The sequence below is a fragment of the Streptomyces dysideae genome, assembly GCF_001514305.1.
GTDB classification, from domain to species: Bacteria; Actinomycetota; Actinomycetes; order Streptomycetales; family Streptomycetaceae; genus Streptomyces; species Streptomyces dysideae.
Window position 1 is genome coordinate 113,358 of record NZ_KQ949089.1, and the last position, 21,268, is coordinate 134,625.

At 59.8% G+C, this 21,268-nt stretch carries 23 protein-coding genes; 16 read left to right on the forward strand and 7 right to left on the reverse strand.

Translation table 11 applies throughout. The features are described from left to right. Positions 1 to 17 precede the first annotated feature (17 nt). The 4 genes from AQJ91_RS49865 to AQJ91_RS23415 all read right to left on the reverse strand — a co-directional run bounded on the left by AQJ91_RS49865 (position 18) and on the right by AQJ91_RS23415 (position 4,631). Positions 18 to 1,766, reverse strand: coding sequence for a diadenylate cyclase (locus tag AQJ91_RS49865; protein ID WP_159054633.1), 1,749 nt, complete (start codon positions 1,764 to 1,766; stop codon positions 18 to 20). 10 nt (positions 1,767 to 1,776) lie between these two features. After that, entirely contained in the window at positions 1,777 to 2,445 is a 669-nt protein-coding gene (locus AQJ91_RS49870) for a Cap15 family cyclic dinucleotide receptor domain-containing protein (RefSeq protein ID WP_234382827.1), read from the reverse strand. Next, entirely contained in the window at positions 2,421 to 3,332 is a 912-nt protein-coding gene (locus AQJ91_RS23410; protein WP_067025136.1) for a nucleotidyltransferase domain-containing protein, read from the reverse strand. Before AQJ91_RS23410 ends, AQJ91_RS49870 begins: the two co-directional genes overlap by 25 nt. A gap of 180 nt (positions 3,333 to 3,512) precedes the next feature. Next, complete coding sequence (locus tag AQJ91_RS23415; RefSeq protein WP_067025139.1) at positions 3,513 to 4,631, reverse strand: Cas5 family CRISPR-associated protein; 1,119 nt, start codon at positions 4,629 to 4,631, stop codon at positions 3,513 to 3,515. Positions 4,632 to 4,929: 298 nt separating this feature from the next. Between AQJ91_RS23415 and AQJ91_RS23420 the strand changes: the two genes are divergently transcribed. Beyond that, positions 4,930 to 5,190 (forward strand): helix-turn-helix domain-containing protein, encoded by a 261-nt coding sequence (locus AQJ91_RS23420; RefSeq protein WP_067025141.1) that lies wholly within the window; start codon positions 4,930 to 4,932, stop codon positions 5,188 to 5,190. A 7-nt stretch (positions 5,191 to 5,197) separates the two neighbouring features. Continuing rightward, positions 5,198 to 6,817, forward strand: a complete 1,620-nt coding sequence (locus tag AQJ91_RS23425; protein WP_067025144.1) for a hypothetical protein — start codon at positions 5,198 to 5,200, stop codon at positions 6,815 to 6,817. Between the two features lie 48 nt (positions 6,818 to 6,865). Here the strand turns inward: AQJ91_RS23425 and AQJ91_RS23430 are convergent, their stop codons facing one another. Beyond that, on the reverse strand, positions 6,866 to 8,032 hold the full coding sequence (locus AQJ91_RS23430; RefSeq protein ID WP_159054634.1) for a class I SAM-dependent methyltransferase: 1,167 nt from the start codon (positions 8,030 to 8,032) through the stop codon (positions 6,866 to 6,868). 723 nt (positions 8,033 to 8,755) lie between these two features. Between AQJ91_RS23430 and AQJ91_RS53720 the strand changes: the two genes are divergently transcribed. From AQJ91_RS53720 to AQJ91_RS23440, 3 genes are all read left to right on the forward strand, one after another. Then, positions 8,756 to 9,028 (forward strand): hypothetical protein, encoded by a 273-nt coding sequence (locus tag AQJ91_RS53720; protein WP_159054635.1) that lies wholly within the window; start codon positions 8,756 to 8,758, stop codon positions 9,026 to 9,028. Positions 9,029 to 9,469: 441 nt separating this feature from the next. Further along, positions 9,470 to 10,363, forward strand: coding sequence for an alpha/beta hydrolase (locus AQJ91_RS23435; RefSeq protein ID WP_234382830.1), 894 nt, complete (start codon positions 9,470 to 9,472; stop codon positions 10,361 to 10,363). A 21-nt stretch (positions 10,364 to 10,384) separates the two neighbouring features. Further along, positions 10,385 to 11,080, forward strand: a complete 696-nt coding sequence (locus tag AQJ91_RS23440) for a hypothetical protein (protein ID WP_159054636.1) — start codon at positions 10,385 to 10,387, stop codon at positions 11,078 to 11,080. A 14-nt stretch (positions 11,081 to 11,094) separates the two neighbouring features. Here the strand turns inward: AQJ91_RS23440 and AQJ91_RS23445 are convergent, their stop codons facing one another. Further along, complete coding sequence (locus tag AQJ91_RS23445; RefSeq protein ID WP_067025152.1) at positions 11,095 to 12,549, reverse strand: helix-turn-helix domain-containing protein; 1,455 nt, start codon at positions 12,547 to 12,549, stop codon at positions 11,095 to 11,097. A 347-nt stretch (positions 12,550 to 12,896) separates the two neighbouring features. Between AQJ91_RS23445 and AQJ91_RS23450 the strand changes: the two genes are divergently transcribed. The 3 genes from AQJ91_RS23450 (at position 12,897) to AQJ91_RS23460 (ending at position 14,070) form a co-directional block, all read left to right on the forward strand. Next, complete coding sequence (locus tag AQJ91_RS23450; protein WP_067025155.1) at positions 12,897 to 13,262, forward strand: hypothetical protein; 366 nt, start codon at positions 12,897 to 12,899, stop codon at positions 13,260 to 13,262. Beyond that, a complete protein-coding gene (locus AQJ91_RS23455) occupies positions 13,252 to 13,665 on the forward strand; it encodes an ATP-binding protein (RefSeq protein WP_067025158.1) in 414 nt (137 codons plus the stop codon). The genes AQJ91_RS23450 and AQJ91_RS23455 overlap by 11 nt, the downstream gene beginning before the upstream one ends. 63 nt (positions 13,666 to 13,728) lie before the next feature. Further along, positions 13,729 to 14,070: a hypothetical protein gene (locus AQJ91_RS23460; protein WP_067025160.1), complete on the forward strand. Its 342-nt coding sequence runs from the start codon at positions 13,729 to 13,731 to the stop codon at positions 14,068 to 14,070. A 635-nt stretch (positions 14,071 to 14,705) separates the two neighbouring features. Here AQJ91_RS23460 and AQJ91_RS53725 read toward each other — a convergent pair. Further along, the gene (locus tag AQJ91_RS53725; protein ID WP_159054637.1) at positions 14,706 to 15,644 is read right to left on the reverse strand and encodes a hypothetical protein; all 939 of its coding nucleotides are present in this window, start codon (positions 15,642 to 15,644) and stop codon (positions 14,706 to 14,708) included. Between the two features lie 202 nt (positions 15,645 to 15,846). On the opposite strand from AQJ91_RS53725, the gene AQJ91_RS23470 reads away from it, so the two are divergent. From AQJ91_RS23470 to AQJ91_RS23500, 8 genes are all read left to right on the forward strand, one after another. Then, positions 15,847 to 16,140, forward strand: a complete 294-nt coding sequence (locus AQJ91_RS23470) for a hypothetical protein (RefSeq protein ID WP_067025166.1) — start codon at positions 15,847 to 15,849, stop codon at positions 16,138 to 16,140. A gap of 1 nt (position 16,141) precedes the next feature. Continuing rightward, the gene (locus AQJ91_RS23475; RefSeq protein ID WP_067025169.1) at positions 16,142 to 16,330 is read left to right on the forward strand and encodes a hypothetical protein; all 189 of its coding nucleotides are present in this window, start codon (positions 16,142 to 16,144) and stop codon (positions 16,328 to 16,330) included. After that, complete coding sequence (locus AQJ91_RS53730) at positions 16,327 to 16,482, forward strand: hypothetical protein (RefSeq protein ID WP_159054639.1); 156 nt, start codon at positions 16,327 to 16,329, stop codon at positions 16,480 to 16,482. The genes AQJ91_RS23475 and AQJ91_RS53730 overlap by 4 nt, the downstream gene beginning before the upstream one ends. Continuing rightward, positions 16,479 to 16,706, forward strand: coding sequence for a hypothetical protein (locus AQJ91_RS23480; protein ID WP_067025172.1), 228 nt, complete (start codon positions 16,479 to 16,481; stop codon positions 16,704 to 16,706). The genes AQJ91_RS53730 and AQJ91_RS23480 overlap by 4 nt, the downstream gene beginning before the upstream one ends. Before the next feature lie 410 nt (positions 16,707 to 17,116). Continuing rightward, positions 17,117 to 17,722 (forward strand): MT-A70 family methyltransferase, encoded by a 606-nt coding sequence (locus AQJ91_RS49875; protein ID WP_079085144.1) that lies wholly within the window; start codon positions 17,117 to 17,119, stop codon positions 17,720 to 17,722. Continuing rightward, on the forward strand, positions 17,719 to 17,889 hold the full coding sequence (locus AQJ91_RS53735) for a hypothetical protein (protein WP_159054640.1): 171 nt from the start codon (positions 17,719 to 17,721) through the stop codon (positions 17,887 to 17,889). The genes AQJ91_RS49875 and AQJ91_RS53735 overlap by 4 nt, the downstream gene beginning before the upstream one ends. Further along, a complete protein-coding gene (locus tag AQJ91_RS23495; RefSeq protein ID WP_234382839.1) occupies positions 17,886 to 20,075 on the forward strand; it encodes a type IV secretory system conjugative DNA transfer family protein in 2,190 nt (729 codons plus the stop codon). Before AQJ91_RS53735 ends, AQJ91_RS23495 begins: the two co-directional genes overlap by 4 nt. Before the next feature lie 300 nt (positions 20,076 to 20,375). Continuing rightward, positions 20,376 to 21,248, forward strand: coding sequence for a replication-relaxation family protein (locus AQJ91_RS23500; RefSeq protein WP_079085145.1), 873 nt, complete (start codon positions 20,376 to 20,378; stop codon positions 21,246 to 21,248). Positions 21,249 to 21,268 lie beyond the last annotated feature (20 nt).

The following is a 21,268-nucleotide window of genomic DNA, read 5'->3' on the forward strand; positions in this document are numbered from 1 at the left end:
GATCAGGCGATGAAAAGCTAGTCAGCTTCCGGAAGCCAGTAACTGTCGTCCATCTTGGCGTTAGGACGCAGCAGCTCTTCTCCAATCTTCATCCTCATATTCTCCAAGCGCCATTCTTCAATGGACTCACGGGCATCATTAAGAGCATTACACTGCTCAGCCGACAGGTAGAACCGGAAAGCCTTAACGGCGTCCCAGAGCCTATTAACCCGCTCCAACTCGGGAGGACGCTGTACCGCCAGATCGAGGTACGCGGCCACAGCCCCATGGACTTGACTCTTCAAAACACGAGGATGAAGAAATGGCAACACGTCAATCCCGCCATCAGCGCTGTACACCACCACAATGGTTGCTGGTCGGCCGCTGCCAAGATAGCGCACTGCGTTGTTAAGGCGACTTCCCCGAGCAGGATCACCTTCACCCTTAGCTACACCGTCAAGGATCACCCCGATCGCATGGCAATTTCCCTGCGTATCAAGCAACACAGCGCCATCCATGTCAGTGAGCTGCGTAAGCAAGCTCGTTGAAAGCGGAGACGGCTCAACGGCCCACGACTGCGGAGACAGTCGTTTTGCCTCCCCTGCTGCATCGGCAGAGATAACAAGCATCGCTCCATGGCGGTGTTTACCAACGGCACGAGCCGCCTGCACCAACACGTCGTCATCCGATTCAGGGAAGAGCCGATCACATAGGTCAAGGAGATACTCCACGTCGAGTACATGCTGTGGCAAACTGGGAATGCCATCACGAACAGCAAGCAAGACTGTGTCAGCGTGCGACAACTCCCAGTAGCCCCGCCTCAAAAACCTCACGCTGAAGACCGACTCAGTGGAAGGATCATAGTCAGAGCGCACTGTTCCAAGCCCGTAGATTTTCTCACCATCCGAAAGGACGTCAGCGGTTGCCCCACTCCCTTCGAGCAATTTACGGATAGCCAGTGTGTTGCCGCTCTTAACTGGGCTAGCCAACTTCACACTCACATCAATGGCCGGATTATCCGCTTTGGCCAAAACCAAGCGTCCGGCACCTTCACGTCCCTCGTACGGCAGTGCCGAAAGCTGGTTCATAAGCAAGTGAAGGTCACTCGCGAACCAATAGTTGATGCAGTACATCATCGTGCGCAACATATGTTCTGTGGCTGTTCGCACAATCTCACCCGTGCTCGCGCCCAAAACGTTAAGCCCAGAACCGGCCTCTGGTAGATACAAGGCTTTCTCTGCTCGCCCGAGAATCTCCCAGATAACTGCATGAACGAGCGACTGAAGCACGGGCATTCGATCACTCATAGTCGTGACAATCTGCGGTACGCGAGCAACCGTCTGCTTGTCAGTGCTGATAATGACGTGCACGTCATAGTCACCAACTCGCACAGAGTTACTAGCGAAAAAGATTCGATCCGATTGCCCATCCAATGACCCGAGCGTTTCTTCAATTGCCTCTGCGCGCATTCGGTTCATTAGAGACTCCTGGCGGAGTCGGCGAACCCTCGGATGGCTATGCAGAACGCTACTCTCGGGGTTATTTCTATATTTCTCAATTGCGAGTCGCCGCACGCCAGAGAGATCCTCCGATTTGTATAAACCCTCTCCCTGCTCCACGCAGATCGGAAATATATGTCCGTCGGTAACCTCGAAGCCGACGAGGATGCAGCGAGCATCTGCCTTGAACTCGATTTCCTTGAACGCACGCTCCACTTCAAATTCGACCGAAAAACGAAAATTATGTTGGAAGCCCCACATAAATTGTTCAATGATGCGCTCGCTCACGGTCCCTCCCTTATTTTTCACCCACGAACGGGCTCGCATGGTTGAAGCCGTCCGCAGCGAGAGCAGAATCAGCACTGCTGTAACGGACAGACGACCACTCAGGAAAACGCAACTCGCCATCCGTGCGCCGATCGGTGAAGTACGCTCCTTCGAGGCCTTCGCCGGGCTGTGACCCTATATACACCTCTGCCGCTCCCTTGTGTCGCTCACTGCGGTCACGAACCCCGGGGCGTGGCGTATTGACGTATTGCCAACTCAGCCGCCATCGGCCGTCAGGATCAGGGATGAGCTTGGCGTGCTCCGAGATTGACTTCGATTCTCCCGTAAATAGGGTAACAGTCCACTTAGACGCTGACTGTGAAACGTAAATGACCGTAGGAATTGGTGGCACATTCGAACCATCTGGGCGGACATAGGAAGAAACGAGTTCGCCACGCCACGTCCCGGCGATCAGCGGTACGCCCGTGAAGTATCTAACCGGTTTCCACTTCCAGATAAAGCGTTCCCAGAGAGCGAATACCAGGGCCGCAACTGTTCCAGCGATCGAATAGATGCGCAACGGCGTTTGAGAGAAGCCCTGGCCGGCGAGTAGTGCGAGCGCCAAGCCTACGAGCGCAGCAATACCGATTCCAACACGGATTTTGAGGCCTTCCATCAGCTCAGCCCCAGGTTCTGCCACGCTTTCAGCGCGAGTTCGTGAGCTTCTTCCATAGACCACTTCTGCCCAGGGCCGAACAGCGGCTTGATGCCATTCGGCTCGTTCCAGTCCTTAGCGGAGCCACCGGGTTTAGTCTGATTCCAGATGTAGGTAATGACCGCCGCGATGTCATCAGTCAACGGTGTAAGTCCACCGTGGTTAAAGCGGCCATCCGGCACGCGATACACGAGGCACTCCATGAAGTAGCTCGGCAGAGCCTCAATCTTGCCCGCGGCAACCAGGTCATTCTCAACACGCTTCAAAATGCGCACCATGCGCTTGTAGCGTCGGCCAGTGCCGCGTTCATTCTTCTCCACTCCGTTGTCGTACTGCTGCTCGGGGTAGTTCACTACCCAGTCGCCGTTCGTTCGTCGCGTTGTGGTGCCCTCGAAGTATCGAACTTCACCCATGGTGTCGTAGTAATATTTCCGGTGCTGGAATGAAGGCACAACGTCAGCCTTGACCCGACCGCCATTCTCAGCAATCTCGATAGCGGTAGAGCCTGACGTATCGCAGTCACTGCCATACGCGTGCTTCATAGCTTTCTCAAGCTCCGAGCGAAAGGCAGCCCCCTCGTATCGCCTGCCCGTCAAGGGACGCCGGACGATCTTTTCTTCTTGACGCAACGCATCGTCGTTGAAGTAGTTGAACCCCTTGTGGATTACAGCGATATCAACGTCGCTGTCAGCGCGGACGTTGGTGTTGTTCTTGTACGACCCCTTCGGCAACAACCTGATGCCTATGCCGTCGAAGCCACTCCAGCTTTCGACGGCCTTGCGCACCATGCGCTCAGCTCTGTCTTGCTTGTCTTGTTCGGTATCACTGGACGGCGCCGTGTAGCGCGTCAGCTTGTCTTCCAGTGCTGTCATAAATACTCCCCGTTCTTACTTTTGCTGTACGGCCTGAGCTACCTCATACGTCTCAGCCCCGTGATCTTCTTACCCGGTACGTCGACCTACGCTAGCCGGTGGCACTGACAATCACTCACGCTCCGTCAGGAGCAGGGCAGACAAAGGGAGTAGACCACCCTCACTCCTGACCGTTTGTGATCACTTCTGTCGACCGGTGACCGTCTGTATCTCCCGCTCCAACGCCCACACGAACGCCACGCCGCCCTTGGGGAACGTCCAGCCCTCGTAGGCAACTTCGACGCTCGGTGACGGGTCCGACGCACCAAGTTCGGTGTACCGCGGCTGACGTGGACCAGAGAGGTAGTCGATAACGTTCACGCGGCGGATACCGCAATCGCCGTACCAAAGTTCAGCCCTGAAGTCCTTGGTGGGTTGGGCGAGATCGAGGTGCAGGACGTGTCCGTGCTGCTGCACCAGCACGCGGTAGGTGTACGAGACGGTGACCGCTTCGTCGGTCTTCATGTCGCCGCCGAGGCTCACGGTGAAGACCTGGCCCTCCTTGCGGACGCTGCGCCGGATCTTCTGCGGCTTGCCGTTGACGGCAACCTCCACCAGCTCGAAGACCTCGGGTGACGTAGCGTCGAGTCCCTCTACAGGCGGGAAGTACCACTCCGCTGCGGAAGTTGGATCGGTCAGCAGCTCCCGGTACGCGTCCAAGTCGGAGACGCAGGAGAAGCGAAGCACGGGGCTTGACGGCACGAAGCGGTACTCCCACCGGACGGTGGCGACGAACATCGCGCCTCGGCCTTCCGCCGGCCCCTTGGTCCAGGGCGCGAGCGCTACCGCAGCGTGGGCGTCTTCCCAGCGCTGCCGCGCTCCGATGATCTGCTCTCGGAGGTCTTGGTAGGCGTCCGCGGCCAGCTCCTTGTCACCGAGCCGGATGGACAGGCAGTTCTCGACGATGCGGTCCAAGGTCTCCTCGGAAGCCACGTTGGTCAGGGCCTCCGGCGCGAAGGCGAAGCCGTCGACTACGGCGTCCCGGATGGCTGGTGCTTCTTCGGAGAGGACCTTGCGGAGACGCTGGTTGGCTCGGACTTCGGCGTCGGCCTGGTCGATGTACTCGAAGAAGATCGCGATGAGGCCGGTGGTGAAGAGGGCCGAGCCGACTTCCATTACGGGCAGTGCGTCAAACCAGGCGCCGGCGGGGCTGCCGCTCGCCCAGTGGGCGAGGAGCATCAGGGCGACACCAACCACCGTGACGACGGTGGCGAGCAAGGCAAGTTTGGTCTGGTAGAGGCGCTCTAACGGGCTCGACATATACAAGATCAATTGTAGCAAAAGCCCAGGTCAGAGCCAATGCCGGGCATAGGAAGACCCCGGGCCGCAGTGGTTACGACTCGGGGTCTTCTTCAGGCGCGAGAGCGCGCGGGCGCTTCTAGCGGACCGCGCCGCCACTGCCGCCGCTGCCGTTGACGAACAGCATGACCATCACCTCCTCCGTATGCCGGGGGCTGCCTACGAGAGGCAGCATAGGATACATGGTCATGGGATGCAGGGTGTTGGGACGCATCGTCTCTGGATCTTGAGGCTTGGGACATATGTAGTTGGGCGTGTTATGGCAAAACAGCCCATCTCAGACGCTGCCCAGACCTTTGGGGCGCGGGTACGCGCCCGCAGGAACGAGCTCGGCAAGAGCCAGGAACGCCTTGCCGACGACAGTGGTATGCACTGGACGTTCATTGGGCAGGTCGAACGAGGCCAGCGCAACGTGAGCCTGCACAACATCCTGAAGTTGGCTGAGGCGCTGGGAGTTGATCCGGCGGAGCTGGTGCGGGGGTTGAGGGCTCCGGGCGACGCCCGTAGTGATGAGAGCTGAGGGTGCCATGAAGAACAGGGTCGACTGGACCGATGAGCGGCTCGGCTCCAACGTCTATGAAGACATGGTTTCCGTCCTCATCAGCCGTCTCCACCCGCAAGCACAGCGCATTGACGGGGCTGGTGGCGATGACGGCCGTGACGTCCAGCTTCCTCTGCCCACTGGCTTGGAGATCTTCCAACTGAAGAGGTTCACCGGACGCCTCGACGAGAGATCTGGCAGAAGAAGGCAGGTCGAAAAATCCCTTAAGAAGGCTGCCAAGCACGACCCAGCAGCCTGGTACCTGGTCGTTCCTATCAACCACACGGATGGCGAACTCAAGTGGTTTAGTGATTTGACGGCCGAGTATCCCTTCCCGTGCGTGTGGCGGGGGAAGGATTGGCTCGACGACCAGATGGCCTCGCATCCTGAACTCCCTCGGTACTATCTTGAAGACAGCAATTCCGAGATCGTCAGAATGATGCGGGAGATCAATCAAGAGCAAGCTGCTCTGGCTCGGGGTGTACCAGATCTTGTAAAGCGTGTGCGCACGCTCAAAGACCGCCTCAACACCCTCGACCCGCATTACGGGTTCAGCTTCAGCATCCAACCTGGTGGCGCTATCAACGTCACAGCCCACCCCCGATACCCTGGCGCCGAGAAAGACCGCCCCATCATGATTGGTGGGGCCTTCCGCTTCCCAGACACCGAACATGGCAAGAGAGTAGCCAACGCTCTCCAGGACAGTTTCAACTACGGAACACCAACCGTCGTACCGAGCGAGTTCGTAAAAAGTCTATCGATCGATGCGCCTGCCAATTTTGGCGGCGTCTTCGAAGGTGGGGAACTCAAGGTAGGCGGCGCGATCGACAACACGCCTCTTGCCGACGCCAGGTTCGCTCTCCGAATCAAGGATGCGCAGGGAACTGTCAAGGCTCACCTGCCTCTCACAGCAACAGAACGCACGTCCGGGCAGCGCGGAATTGAGCTGAAGCTGGTGGATCTCGTGGGGACCATCAGCGTTACAGCCCGCTTCGACATGCAGACTCACCGCGTCAAAATCAACTACGCCTTTCACCAACCTGAGAACATTCTCCCTGGAACGCTTCTTCAAGCCGTCCGCTTCATGGCAGAGATGGGCGAAGGTCGTTCGGTGACCATGGTACTGAATGGGACCGAAATCGGCCCGCCTATCGACATGTCCGCTTCGTATCCGGATGCCGGCGAGTTGGCCAAGCTGCTCCGTGTATTGGATGACATCCAGCGAATCAGCGGTGTGTACTTCGTTGTTCCTCGTTCCCTCTCTGACGGGGAAATCGAATCCATCACAGAGGTTCATCGCTATCTGACCAGTCAGTCAGTCGTTTCTCAGTGGAACCGTCTCAGCTTCACAGCCACGAAGGCATGGCTTGGCACACCCGAAGCCCAGCAGCTCAAGGAAGGCTCAGTTTCTGACTTCACCACAGGGCAAGATCTACTGCTTCGACTTGGCGAAGACATTTTCAACCTCGGGCGCATCCAGATGACCTGTGCGTCCGCTAAGATCGCCTTCGTAACCGAGCTCCCTGATAGCGCGGATTCAAAAGCGGAAGTTGAAGTGACTCTTGTCCCGGGGGATGACTCCTCGATCTCGGTTTCCGTGGTCTAGCAGCCCTTACTCAGTCCCGAATCGGTTTCGGTTCATCCGCAATGAGCGTCAGTCGCGATTTACCTCGGCGACAGCGAGCAGATATTCACGGTTTGGTGTTTGCGATGCATGGAGAACGTAGAAGTCGTTGCGGTTCAGCTGATCTGTGACGTCCTGAGCGCTTAGCTGCAAGCCACGCCAGACCAAAATTGACTCACCTTTATCCAACGCTACTGGCCACTCGCCATCGTCAAAATCAAAGCGGATATTGATCGACTTCTTCAACCGGATGCGCTCGTAGCGCTGATGCTTTAGTTGGTCGTAGCCCATCTCTACTTGATAGAGCGAGGGATCTATATTCAGGAGGTCTATAACTGCACCGTGTATCGGCGGAAGCACCTCATCACCCGGATCAACCTTGAAATCAAAGTACCGCCGTGTTCCTTCACTATCCAGCTTCATCGTGTACACCATGAAGTCATTGAAGCTCATGCTCTCGTGGATGACCCTGAGGGCACTATCTGGCGAGCGCATGTTGCCTAATGTGCCGCCGAGCAAGAGGACGAGGTTCGCCGTCTCGGCAGAGTCCTTCTTGATGTAGTCCTCGGCCAAGAGATTACCGAAGCCCTCACGGTTGATATCGATCTCGTAGTCTTCGAAGTCCACACGGCCGCCGAACCACTCTTTAATGTTGTCCCGAGCAATCCTTAGCATCTCCGGACTGATATCGACTGCGATGTAGCGCCCGAGCTTTCCTTGCTCAAGAAGGTTCCCTAAGAGCTCCTTCACCGGCCAGGCGTTACCTACACCGACATCTATTATGTTGACCTTCTTGAACCGGCGCAGCAGTCCATCGAGGTAGCCTTGACTCATGCCCAGAAGTTCTATCGTGCTGTTCTCAAGGTTCGGCGCATCCTCCTCTATCAAGCGTTGAGCGTATTCGTCCCAGTGGTCGGCTCCATTACTGAAATAATTGTACTGACGTGGGATCTCGTGATGCATGACCAGGTTGGTCACTATGTCGTAAACCTGAGCCTGATTGAATATGCCGTAGAACTCAGGCTTAGGCTCTAACGACTCTACGGCGTGACGGGGCCTAAACTTCTTACCATTTGCTACCAGCTGCTTGATAGTCTCAATGTTTCTAGCTGTGTTTGAAACGTACGACCTATCGCCCTGGCGGTAGAGATCTAAATCCAACTTACCTTCTTTTGCGGATTCGATCCAGTTATGCACCGTCCTAACAGACACATGATATGTGTAAGCGATGTCAGAATTTTTAAAATAGAGCATGTATCGAGTCCAGTCCTCTTATTAAATTGTGGTTGACATGTTTCAACATTGAGCGCTAACATATTAATTGGACAGCTGATCCAATCGTCGGAAGATTCACGACCAATATCTTCAGTTACTTACCGTAACATTTCTCGTGATTTTCCTCAAGCTTAAGCCTTTCTTGAAAGAGGAAGGGAACGTTGCCGAACCTCGGCAACGCCGCCAAACTCTGTCTGGCTCCACTCGGAAAGCAATTCTTTCACCTTGCGCCGAGTTAGATGCGGGACCCCAGAACACCAAGTTGGCCCTATTTACTTGCGTAATACACCTGTGGCTGGCTTCATAAGTCATGCCTCGGGTTAGGAAGGATGCCATGCAGACAGTAAACTTGAAAGACCGATTTGGTCGAAATGAGCGAAGGATTCAGCAGAAGACCATAGCTCTTGATCCGGGTGCGGGTCGCTCCGTAAGCCTCGGCATTTGGGACGTCGATGAATCGGAGCCAGACTACGAGCTAGATATACCTCCAGACATGGAGGATCAGATTGGGATCTCTTACAACCATTTAGACATCCCCGACGAGCCTCGTTACATGTTGCTCATACAGTTCCAGAACTTTGGGAGCAAGCGATGTGAAATAACATTGCGCCGGACAGAATTAGGCCTCAAGGGCGAGGAACAGTAATGGCGATTACTCAACTACCGAAAGAGTCTCTAGTCAGGGGGCAGCAGATCTCTTGTGTCATATGTTCAACCGCACTCTCTCTCGATAAGGCGACCGCCGGATTGCAAGATGAGACCGGCTTACAAGCATTTGCCTGCAATGAACATCTGAAGGAGAGCGATAGCCTGATCCTGGGATGGGCAGAGTACATCGTTCGTTGCGAACACAAAATGATTGCTCGTCAGTTTGAGGAGGAGTATGGGGAGGGAGCTAATGCCTTCAATTTACGTTGAAGTACGCTCTCTTACGCAGGGAGCGACTCTATCCAAGGACTTAGCGCATCACCTCTTCACTCGCGTCTTGATACCTGGGCCGGTCATTGTTCTTACGGCTAATCCCATAGCATTCCACTCGGCCGCCGTTAAACAGTGGCGAAGAGTCATGCGGAGGGTTGAGCGAACCAGGGCGAGCACTCTGGACCACGAGCGTCTCATGGCTACTACGCGCCTGTATCGACACATGCAACAACTTCGGTTCAGTAGTAAGCCTCCAACAGTGCCAACAGCCCAAGGAGTCTTCATACTCACGATTGATGAGATCAGTACTAGCATGTCGCAAAACTGCCACACTGCTTATGTCACGGTGGATATCTGCGAGGTTCAGATGGCCAAACTTGAGGCAGCAATGCCAAAAGGCTCCCTCGTAGTTCAATACAAAACACCGGAGTAACGCCCGTGGCAACGCCCTTGGGCCTCTATCCGCTCCATGTTCTCGTCACTACGCTTGCCCTCATGCCAACTACAAACGTGAGCGTCCGCACCCTCGACGGTCTTCACCTGGCGGGCACGCTGGTGACGCCGGAGCAGCCAGCCACACACGCCGTTCTGCTCGTCCACGGCGGAGGCGTCACCCGCGAAGAGGGCGGTTTCTTCACGCGGTTGGCGACAGGGCTGGCAGAGGCCGGTGTGGCCTCCCTGCGCTTCGACCTCCGCGGCCACGGACAGAGCGAGGGTCGTCAGGAAGACCTCACGCTCTCCAGCATCCTCAACGACATCCGGGTCATGCTGGCCTACGTCCGAGAGGCAACCGGAGCCGCGGAGGTCACGCTTCTTGGAGCCAGCTTCGGCGGTGGGATCTGTGCCTACTACGCCGCCCAGCGTCCGGACGACGTTCAGCGGCTGGTGCTCTTCAACCCCCAGCTCGACTACAAGAAGCGCACCATCGACAGCCGGCCCTTCTGGGAGAACGACTACCTCCAGGAGGAGGCGGCACAGCAGTTGGCGTCAGAGGGCTTCCTCCAGTTCACGCCGACCCTCAAGCACGGGCGGCCCATCTTCAACGAGGTGTTCTGGCTTCGTCCCCATGAAGCCCTCGGCGACGTCAAGGCTCCGACCCTCATCGTGCACGGCACTGGGGACACCTTGGTGCCGTTCGAGTCGTCCAAGTTGGCCGTCTCCCAGTTCCGGGCCCCGTGCCAACTGGTCGCGATCGAGGGCGCACAGCACGGCTTCGCTGTCCACGACGACCCGCAGTACCGGGAAGCCCAAAGCCAGGAGTGGCAGGCGTTCGTGATTCGGACGGTGGCGGATTGGGTGACGCGGGATGCTAACGGGGTGGGATCTGTCTGACCCTCCTGGGATCATCAGGGCATGAAACCAGACACACTTGCCGCATTCGCTGCTGCGGGTGCGGCTATAGCCGCAGCCATCGTCTCTCTCGTCTCAACCTTCTACACCGGCAGGGCGGCCAACGCCGCCAAGGCCCAAACGGAGATCCAGAAGGAACAGACGAGGCTCCAGCGGCAGGCGGCTGATGCGGCGGTGGCTCAAACCGAGCTCCAGCGCAAGATCGCGGAGGAATCTGCCCAGCCCTACATCTGGGTGGACGTACGCGCCGATGAAGCACAGGGAACAGTCTTCAACTTGATCCTCGGCAACTCCGGGCCGACCTTTGCGCACAACATCCGCGCCACCATCGAACCGCCACTTCCGAGTGATCCCTCCTCGAAGGGAGATGCGGCCCAGCGTCGCCTTCGCAACGGCATCAAGTCACTCGGCCCCGGTCATAAGCTCGTCTGGTTCATCGGCATCGGCCACCAGATGGTCAAGGATGATATCCCCCAACTCCACACCATTACCGTGGAAGCGGAGGGTCCACACGGTCCGATTCCACAGATGACCTACGAGATCGACCTCTCCGACTTCCGGGAGACCCGTGACGCTCCCGAGGGCAACTTTCATTACGTCCGCAAGGCAATCGAGAAGATCGAGAAGAAGCTCCCGAAACCAGGCAGCCCGGTGCGCGTGATCGTCGAGAACCAGGACAGGCAGTCGCCGGAAGGCTAACGTCCCCGTACACCTCACGAAGCTCGCAGAGCCTCGCGGAAGTCTCGTACCGCTGGCCGGCCACTCCAGCGGTCAAGGGTGTGCAGCACCTCGGAGAGGACACGCAGGGTCCGCTCCGACTTCATCACGTGGGCTACCTCGGCGGATGCCCGGCCCAGCTGGGCGGCTTCGTCGGGTTCCCCGCAGAGCGCCACGGCAGCAGCGCGCCGCGCCGTGAAGAACCCCGTGTCGCGGCGCGACAGCGTCCCGGCCGAGATCGCCTCCCCGAACAGTTCCACCGCCATGCTCGGCTTCCCGGCCTCGGTGTAGGTAACAGCGTTGCGGACTAGCAGCGTGTCCTCGGTGAAGTACGCCCCCAGCGGGTTGGGGTCGTCACCGGGCACGTTGGTAAGGAGGCTGTGCGCTTCGTCGAGCTTCCCCTTGACGGCGTCCAGCGGTTCGCCGGTCATGGCCAGACCGAGGGCCTCTTGCTGGGTGACCTCAGCCTGAGCCCGAGCGGGCAACTGCCACCGCTCGTGACGAGCTGCTTGGGCCAAGGTGAGCACCCGCAACGCGTCGCGGTCGTCGTACGCCACTTGGGACTTCTTGAGCAGGACGTAGCCCTGCATGGCGGCGTCGTCGGCTTCTTGAGCCCACTCCATGGCGCGGTCGTACCAGAAGCCGGCCTGTCCGGGCTGGCGGATGTCGCGGTACAGCCACCCAGCGAATTCCGCGCCGTCGGCCCCGACCGACAGCAGCTCGCGGCGGGCCTTGGGCTTGACGTTCCTCGCATGCTGCTCAATCGCTCCGAGCAACCCAAGGACGACCGGCAGCGTCTTCTTGGGGCCGCGGGCTCCGTCGTCGCGCTTGGCGTGGTCGAGCTGCGTGCGGAAGTAGTCGATAACCGGACCGCCTTGGTAGCGGCGGGAATCTTCCAACGCGCTTGCGACGCGCTGGAGTTCCTCCAGGCCCAGACCAGGCAAGGCAGCAGCGGCAATGCCGCTGAGGAGGGTTCTACGGTGGAGCGGACTCATGGCCTCGTGCTCTGTGCTCGTGACGTCGCTGTCGGCTGGGATTGCCGTTCGCCTGCCGAGGCCGCTGGTCGCCAGTGCGGAGGCGTCGATGGGTACGAGGACGGTCTGTCCGGCGACCACGACGGGAAGCAGCGTCGAGCCCTGGGTCTGGGATGACTGCTCTGGCTTCTGGTGATCGCTCTCGTCCCGCGGCTTGGCGGGAGCGGTGACCTGGCTTTCGCTACCTCGGAGCTTGAACCACAGTAAGTCGGCCGGGATCTTCAGGCTATGCGCCCATTGCATGAGCTTGGACAGGTCCTGCGGGGCCGATCCGTTCTCGATGCGCGAGAGCTGCGCCTGGGTCAGGCCGAGCCAGTTGGCGACGGCTCCTTGCGACAGGGCCCGTCCGTGGTGCGGATGGGTACGGTAGGCGTAGAGCACCTGGCCGAAGTGCCAGCTCTCCAGAGCCTCGCGCATCCGGGGGTGCTGCCAGAAATCGGCAGGCAGATCGGGCGGTTGCCCTGCTGAACTTCGCTCCTGGCGGGTACATGCCCCGCAGCTATCTCCGGCATTGTCCCTGGCCAGGCGGGTACCGCACTGGCAGTAGCGGGCTGGTTGCTGTGGTGCCATGCCGCCGGTACTCCCGCCCTGTTGCCCCTGGCCTCTTGCCCCCTCCAGCGTATTGCCATACGGGGCCCGCAAAGGGCAATACGCCAGAGGTATACCCCTTATACGTGGCCGTAGTTGGCCTGCCTACCGGCGGCAAGCAAGCTCGGGTACCCCCATTTGCCCCCGCCCGACACGGGGCAAGGAACCGAGGCACCATGGCCACACCGCCCCGACTTGCTTACGGCTATCTCCGAGTGCTGCCCGGCATGGGCATACAAGACGTGCTGCGCGTACAGCGCGACCTCGTGGTGTTCGCCGAGGAGAACGGCCTCGTCCTGGCGGACGTGTTCGTCGAGGCCAAGTGGCAACAGCTCAAGGCGTGGCAGGAAGTTGTAACGCACTGCCATACGAAGAACGTTGCCAACGTCGTCATGCCCTCGCCGCAGCACCTCCACCAGATCCCGGTGCTGGCGGGGATCATGAGGGACGAGGTAGAGCGGGAGATCGGCGGAACGCTCTGGTTGGTCGAGCCGCTCGGACAGAACGCTCCTGCCGGGCAGGAGGCGGGCCGTGATCGCTGAACACCTCGTCAGCCGGCTGGAGCTGGCCGCACAGCTCGACGCTTCCCCATGGGCCAGGCGTCACACGAGGGATGTCCTCGGTGCGTGGGGCCTGGTAGTTGAACGGATCGACACGGTCGAGCTGTGCGTGTCGGAGCTGGTGACCAACGCCGTACGCGTCAATGAGGAAAATCCGGGCGTCTCGGTGTCACGCATCGCGCTGACGCTGCGCTACTTGCCCGGCGAGCTGGTGGTCGAGGTGGCAGATGGCTTCCACCGACCGCCAGTCCGCAGAACGAACGTCAGCCCCCAAGCCGAGAACGGCCGGGGGCTGTTCATCGTGGAGGCCCTCGCCAAGGAGTGGGGATATTTCCAACCTCCTACCGGCGGCAAGGTCGTGTGGTGCGTCATATCGCTGGCGTAGCGCATGTTTTCACCGAGCCCACAGCGGGTGATCCAACTTCCTTGTTACCCCTGGAGTTTCCCCATGCCTTCCTCGGAGAAAGAACCCGCCTACGGCTACCTGCGCCTCATTGACGTGCCAGACGACGAGGTCGAGGTGCTGGAGAAGCAGCTTCGCGAGTACGCGCACGCACACAACTTGAGGCTGCTGGACATTCACCACGACCGTGGCCGAGGGCTGAGCGTCGGGCAGGTGGTCGCCATGCTCCAGCGAGGTGGCATCCAGCATCTCGTTGTTCCGTCGCTGGAGCATGTCAGCTCGCATCCCATTGTGCGGATGGTGTTCTGTGAGGCTGTCTACCTGGATGCGGGGGCGGAGGTGCATGAGGTGTTGGGGGAGCAAGATCAATCGGAACATTCAGACTAAACAGCTCAGACTTATTCATCACTTCTGACTCGCATAGCCCTGAAAGTGCTCTAGTTTCAGGGTCGAACGAGCTTTAGGAGTTGACCTTTCAACTAAAATGTTCTATAAGTATAGATAATTATGAAAATGCCACGAAATGTTGAGACTGAAGGGAGTAATCCGCAAGGGCTCCTTCTGCACGGCAGTGTAGAGGCGATGCACGCCATGACGCCAGATCGCATTGAGATGCTCCGTGAAATGGTCGGTGGCCTCGGCCTAACACTTACCGTTCAGTACGAGGAGCCATCGCAGAACGCCGAAGAGGGACCCCAACAAGTTCTTGCCAGCAAAGAGGACCTCTTGTGCTTTGCCGAAGAGGCTGGCTTCACGCAACGTGCCGCCACAATGGCATGGACGATGTTATTCAAGTCAAGTGGGGGCGACCACCCCCGTGTAGATCCCTCACTGCCTCCGGTTATGGTCACACCCAAAGGCAGCCGGGAGGCATACGCAGACATGTGGGCCGTTAGAGAGCGGCTTAAGGCTGATGACCGCACAGCTGATGCTTGGCCTTATACGGGAATGTATGCCAGCAATGCCAAAATCCTGACAGCCTTCACGGAGCGGCTTTTAGGGCCTGATCCCGATACGAGTGACTAATTGCATGTGGGGATCTTTTTGACATTGTCGTCTCGCCAAAAATTCTTGGCTCGCGCGTACCACTTGTCATTCCATGGGTCGCTTGCAATCCGATACCAGAGATCTTCCTGGGAACGATCGCCATCTGCACTAACTGTGAGAATGCACGAGACGCGAACTGGTAGACCTGCGATGATTCTTTCACCTTCTTTTGACGGATGTCTGGGGTCATCAAATACAGCGCTTCCAGATTCTCCAGCAAGCTCCGTGTAGGTCCCGTCCGCGTGAGGACCGTTACTAATGCCCTGAGCGCCCTCGTGCCTTATATAGCCAACAATTGAACTGTAATAAACGATCGAAGATATGAAGCCGATTACGATGACGATCGTAATCCCCCCGCAGCCTTTCTTCCTCCTATTGCGGCGCTTGCGGCGCGCAGCCGAAAGTTCATACCTGGTAGGTGAACCCTCTGGCGGGTAGCCCTGCTGCGAATCTCCGTCAGAACAGTCATCTTGCCTGGCAGAGTTCTGCACATTCCAGGTGTCGAGAAAGTCAGAGAAGGTGCCGAATGCTGGCTTCTGGTAGTTCTCTCGAAAAGTAGTCTCAGAAACTCCTGCGCGCTCGCGAGCTTCTTTTAGCAAGACGCCCGGCCTCCTCTTGTGGCCTTTTTTACCGAAGAAGAGTTCTTGCACGACGGACGCCTTGAGTTTCTCTCCTTTCTTCTCAAACTCTTTCAGGGCTTCAGCGATGAGTCGTTCCAGAATCTCCGGTCGCGACCGGCCATTCATGCCAGCCTTGTCCCCGTAAATATTCGCCAGGGCAGTCAATTCGGCTAGCTTCAGCGGCAACTGATTATGTGTCTTTGTGTCTACGCTCGAGACTCCGCGTTGCCGCAGTTCCATCAGCTCTTGCTCAATACGGACTGCCCGCGGCGTCCGCTCACGCTCTCCTGACATGGGCTCAGTCTGCCAGCTCGTTCGCGCTCACGACGTCTTGATCACGAACTCCTTGATCGTCTTCGCATCTTCGCTGGTCTTCGAGCTATTCGCTGAGTTTCGCGGGCTTTCAGGTGTGGTCTTCGCGCTCGTCCTCTCGGAGTGTCAGTGCCGTCCGCCGCTCCACCAGGGAGTGGCAGCAGCATGAGAGAGGACAGCGACCGTGAGGTTTTCACAATCGGTCGGGCTGTACGGAGGCCGTGGCATCAGCCCGGCGGGCCGTACCGACCGCACCATTCAGGGTGTCGAGCACGTCACCTACGTGAACCGTGCCGTCATGCACGCCAAGGCCGTCACCGCCGAGCACGCGATCGGAGAGGTCTCGTACCTGCACGCCATCGGCGCGCAGTACAAGGCCGCCAATCCGGATGCTGCGGCAGCCATCGACCTCATCATCGGGACGACGGTTACGGGCATTGCCCGTTCGGTCTCGATCTTCAATGCGGAGATCGACTGACATGCGACTCGTGCTCGACCTGCTGGGCATGTTCGCCGGCATCTTTGCCGGACGCGCTTGGCAGTACTACCGCGACGTTCCGCAGATGCGGGTGAGCCGTCGCATACATGCGGCCCGCGAGGACATCGCAAGTCAGGTTCACCGCGCCGAGGAACAAATGCGCCGCACCGCCTACCGGGGGCGCATGTGAGCGGTCTGGAAACCCTGGCGGTCGTCGGAGCCGCATACCTCCTCGGCCACATCCGGCAGTGGCAGAAGAACCGCGACGCCATCAAGACGGCCGAGGCTCTCAAGCGCATCACCGACGCCATGCGCAATCAAGGGAAAGGAAACAAGGAGTGACCACCACTTCCCACACAGCGGTTGCCGTACCGCTGGAACTGCTCAAGTCCAAGACCATCACGGTGCTCGTGGACTCGTTCCAGGCGGCCTTCATGGCCACCTTCGACGAAGAGCGTGACCGCAAGCAGGCCGCCAAGCTCCGGCTGCTGGCCGAGCTGAATCGGGTCGACGCCTTGGGGATCGCCACCAGCTCGACGGCCCACGAGGAGTACCGGCCCGCATGATTCCCGGGCCAAGGTGGGAGACACGAGCGCTTCGTGCGCTCGTTCTTCTCCTGCTCTCTGCGTACTGCATTCGGTGGGCGTACGAGTTGGTACGCCCGGTCGTGCCGTTCCTGATCGCCGCGGCCGTCGTGGCTGCGGTGGTCGGTATTGCCAGGCTGGTGTATCGGCGGCGGTACTGGTAATGGGCGGCCTGATCACAGTCGCCGTGTACAAAACTACAACAACCTTCTCGTCTCCCAAATCCCGCACAAAAAGAGCCCATTAACAGGCTCAGCCGATCGTTAATTCGCTCGAACCTTCGGGCGAAAATTCGAGCGAATTAACGATTTTCAAGATCATCGCCATGTTCTAAATGTATACATAGCTCTGGGGCAACCTGCCAGCCGGAGCGAAAAAAGAAAGGAGAGCATGTGGAAGAAGAATCAACGCTGCGGAAGGCCCCCACCCGCTTCCGCACCATCCTGGCGGACCCGCCATGGGATCACCAGCAGTCCGGGAAAAAGGGAGCAGAGCGTCATTATCCGCTCATGAGCCTTGAGCGGATAAAAAGGCTCCCGGTCGGTGACCTCGCCGAGGACGATGCGCACCTTTATCTGTGGTGCACAAATTCCTCACTTCGGGATGGCTACGACGTAGCGGAAGCCTGGGGATTCCAAGCGCGTTCGGTGCTTACCTGGGTGAAGTTTCGTCTCGGTTTGGGCGCATATCTGCGCAACTCTACCGAGCACGTCCTGTTCTGTACACGGGGCGCGGCGCCAGTGAAGTTTCGGAGCCAGCCGACCTGGATCTGTGCGCCGGTAGCTGAGCACTCCAGGAAGCCCGACGAGCAGTACGCCCTCATTGAGCGATTGTCGGATGGTCCGTATTTGGAGCTCTTTGCCCGCCGCAGACCACCGAGCAATCGGGGGTGGTCGATTTGGGGCAACGAGGTCGATTCAGACATCGTGATTCCCGGCTTCCCCGTGCCGAGCGACCGGCCACGAGGAGACGCTCCGGACACCAGGAGGGAGGCATGACGCGGCGCAGACGCAGCCCTCGGCCGGAACGCCGGTTCTTCGTCGAGGGCGTCCGGCGCGAAACACCGGACATCCGCAAGCTCGGTAAGGCCCTGCTGGCGGTAGTCCTCGCTGAACAGCAGCGCACCGCAGATGCCGCCAATCCCGAGGAAGGTGCCCGCGAATGACGGCTGCCTCAGGTAACGGACTGCTGTTTGCTCGGCTGCACCTGCCCCGCCCGCTCGATGCCGATGCGGCGCTCGCCTTGGTGGGCCGGCTGGCGGCAGATCGTCAGGTCGCGCCGCTGGTATGGGAGCTGCGGGCCGAAGGTGGTCATGTGCGCTACCTGCTCGGTGGCCGTCCAGTAGACATAGCGCGGCTTGGTCGGCTGCTTGGGCACTTCCTGCCGGGCAGCTTCCTGGACGACTCGCCCGAGCACCGTCCGGCGCGCCCTCAGATGCGGTCGGCAGGTCGGTTGCGAGTTCGGCCCACGTACCTTCCGCTCAACATGGATGCTCCGGAAGCTACTTCCCGGGCGGTGCTCTCGGCCCTGGCCGTACCGCTGTCGGAGGACGAGGCGCTCGTCGTCCAGGTCGTGCTTGGGCCCCGCATCCTGCCCAGTGTGTTGCCCGCAGAGGTTCCCGACCCTAGTCTGCCGCTCGGCCGAGTACTGCTGACCGGCAGTCGCCCGGCGGGGACGGAGCTTCGTACCCGGCTCAAGAAGCGCGTGGAACACCCCGGCTTTATGGCCACGATCCGCGTCGGGGCGGCAGCCACCACGCGTCAGCGGCGAGCCAACCTACTCCTCGGCGTCTTGTCCGGCCTGACGGTCGCCCAGGGGCCGGGCACACGGATACGGCTGGTTCACGACAGTGCAGCTCGGATTAACGAGGCACGTCGGCCGTGGCTGTGGCCGCTCAAGCTGTCCGTGCCCGAGATCGCCGGACTCCTGAGTTGGCCCTTGGGTGACGAGGAGTTGCCCGGACTGCCGCCGTTGCATCCGAAGCCCCTGCGCGCCTCGGCACGAGTCCACCAGGGCGAACGGGTCTTCGCCCGTAGCGCAGCGCCCGGCGACGACAGGGTGGTAGGCATCGCGCCCGCTGACCAAACGTTCCACGGGGTCGCCTACGGGCCGAGCGGCTCCGGGAAGACAAATGTACTGCTTCGCCTTATTTTGGCGGACATTGCGGCGGGCCGTCCGGTAGTCGTCCTAGATCCAAAACGGCAGCTCATTGACGACATCTTGGCGCGTGTACCTGCGGACCAGGTAGAGAGAATCGTCGAGCTGAACGCCGCCGACGCTTCGCCAACCGGGTTCAATCCGCTGGACATTGGCCACCGAGACCCGGATGTGGTCGTTGACGGCATCCTGGCCGTCTTCGCGGCTGTGTTCAGCGACGGCTACGGTCCTCGTACGGCGGACATCTTCAGCTCCGGCTTGCGCACACTGGCCCGCGGCAGCCTTCCGAACGCCCCGGCCACCTTGACGGACCTGCCCCGGTTGTTCACCGACCCGGCCTTCCGTCGCCCGTATGTCGGCCGCATCCAGAACGACTTGGCGCTGGCTGGGTTCTGGTCGGCTTGGGAGGAGCAAGGCCCTGCCGCCCAAGCGGCTGTCCTGGCCGCGCCCATGAACAAACTACGACAATTCCTGCTGCGGCCGGCGGTGGTGCGGATGCTGGATCAGCGAGCCGGGAAGTTCCGGCTTCGGGACGTCTTCCGAACAAGCAGGGTCGTACTCGTAGGGCTCAACGAGGGCCTCGTCGGGCCTGGGGTGGCCTCGCTTTTGGGGAGCCTGATCATTGCCGAGTGCTGGCAGGCCGTGCAGGAGCGGGCCAGCGAGGCGAACGCACACCTGCGGCCAGGCACGGTGTACGTGGATGAAGCACCGCGGTTCGTTCACCTGTCGACCTCGCTCGCAGATGCCTTGGCCATTTCGCGGAGTTTGTCCGTAGGGTGGTTTTTGGCAGCGCAGTTCCGCAGCCAGTTCCCGTCAGAGCTGCGTACAGCGGTGGATATCAACGCGCGGAGCAAGATCGTCTTTGCGACCGAAGCCGATGATGCTCGCGACCTGGCGACCAAGCTGGCCCCAGAGCTGGAGCCGCAGGACTTCATGAGCCTGCCAAGATTCCATGCATACGCGAATCTTGTGGCGAATGGTGCGCCTTCCGGCTGGGGACTGGTGCGCACCCTCCCGCCGCCACCGGCCATCTCCGACGCCGAAGCAGTTCGCACGATAGCCCGCACCAATTACGCGCCCCTACAAACCGCTCCAGTGCCCACGGCAGCCAATAGCAGCAAACCGCCGGAAGTGCCCGGCACAGCTCCGCAGCAATTCGGCTACAAACGCCGGAGCCGATCTGACACCTCGTGAACTAGCCAGGCTCGCAAGGGGAATCGCGATGCACTGCCCATGCTGTCATCGCCCCTCTGTCCGCTCCTCTATCCACGTTGGAGTAGACAGCCGCATTCGCCCAGCTCCGCGCCTGTTCACCTGCACGCGCGGGAGGGGACTGAGTGCATCTCCAGCAGTCCAAACCGCAGCTCCCGACCCGCCCGTGCGCGGCCCGTGAAGCGCAGGTGCCCCCAAACAGATTCCACGCTGAAGTATCCACCGGCAGCACCCCGAGTGCCGCCACGTGGAAAATGCAAGTTTCAAAAGAAGGGAGAAAGAATGAAGTACAACGATATAGCGAGTTTGATCGAATCACTCTCCGAGCGCGATCTAGCTATCCTTGAATCATTGCGCATACACCGCGCACTGACCACCATCCTTATCCGACGGCTGCACTTCCCGATTGGCGGCGAGCCACGGGAAGCGGGCAGCGGCAAGAGCCATGCAACGGAAATGGCCGCCGCAGTTGCCACCATCCGCGTTCTGACCCGGATGGAATCCCGTCGCCTGATCACCAGGCTGCACCGCCGTATTGGCGGTGTGCGGGCTGGGAGTTCCGGGATCACCTGGCAGCTTGGTGCAAGCGGTGAGCGCTTACTGCGTGCCCGGCACGGCGACGCCGCCCGACGCCGCTACAGTGAGCCGTCTCCGAGCTTCATCGCCCACACGCTCGCTAGCGCTGACCTCGCCATCCGCCTCTATGAGCTGGCCCGCCGGGGCGCGGTCGAGCTGCTACGACTGGAAGCCGAACCGGAGTGCTGGCGCACGTTCCTGTCCGCGCACGGCGCACGAGCCTGGCTCAAGCCCGACCTGTTCGCCATTACGGCCGGCGGAGACTACGAGCACCACTGGTTCATTGAGGCCGACAACGCCACCGAACACGCGCCGGTCATCGTTCGCAAGGCTCTCCAATACCAGCAGTACGCCGCGACTGGCATCCATCAGCAGGAACACGGACTGTTTCCGGCTGTGGTCTGGGTCGTTCCCGACGCCAAACGGCGAACCGCCATCCGGGCAGCGCTGTTCACTGAACCACGGCTCCGTGAACAGGTGGCCGCCGGGGTGTTCCGGGTGGTGACGACCGGAGAATTCCCTTCCCTGATAGCCGGTGGTTTCGGCGAGCCGGAGGAAATCCCCGGAAACTCGCCGTAAACCCCCGGCGCACCCTGGTA